Annotated in this window: 1 protein-coding gene; it reads right to left on the bottom strand. The window is 52.8% G+C overall.

Going from position 1 to position 379, the window contains the following annotated elements:
- Positions 1–299 (bottom strand): hypothetical protein (locus tag IV01_RS26540; protein ID WP_080290415.1); only part of this gene is annotated, 299 nt, incomplete at its 3' end.
- Positions 300–379 lie beyond the last annotated feature (80 nt).

Raw genomic sequence — 379 nt, 5'->3', positions numbered from 1 at the left:
GCAGCGAGGCGATTTGCACCAACGCGGTCGGCACCATCTGCAGCGAGGCGATTTGCACCAACGCGGTCGGCACCATCTGCAGCGAGGCGATTTGCACCAACGTGGTCGGCACCGTCAGCAGCGAGGCGATTTGCACCAACGTGGTCAGAACCGTCAGCAGCAACAACAATGGCGGCTGGAGTTGGATCTATCAGATTGGTGTTGTTATTGCCTGGAAGACTTGGAAGTTGTGGCGAAGCGAAAGCACTCGAAGCTAATACAGAGAAGGCAAGGCCGAAGATCAGTTTTGAAGTTTTCATGGTAGTTGCTCCAGATCGGGTTAGTTGTTAACTCGGTATGGAGGCAATGCTACGCCGCTCGAAATTATTAAGAAGTCAAT

Origin of the sequence: Pseudomonas syringae (assembly GCF_000737245.1) — a bacterium.
Taxonomy (GTDB): Bacteria; Pseudomonadota; Gammaproteobacteria; order Pseudomonadales; family Pseudomonadaceae; genus Aquipseudomonas; species Aquipseudomonas syringae_J.
This window is presented reverse-complemented; position numbering and strand designations above follow the sequence as displayed.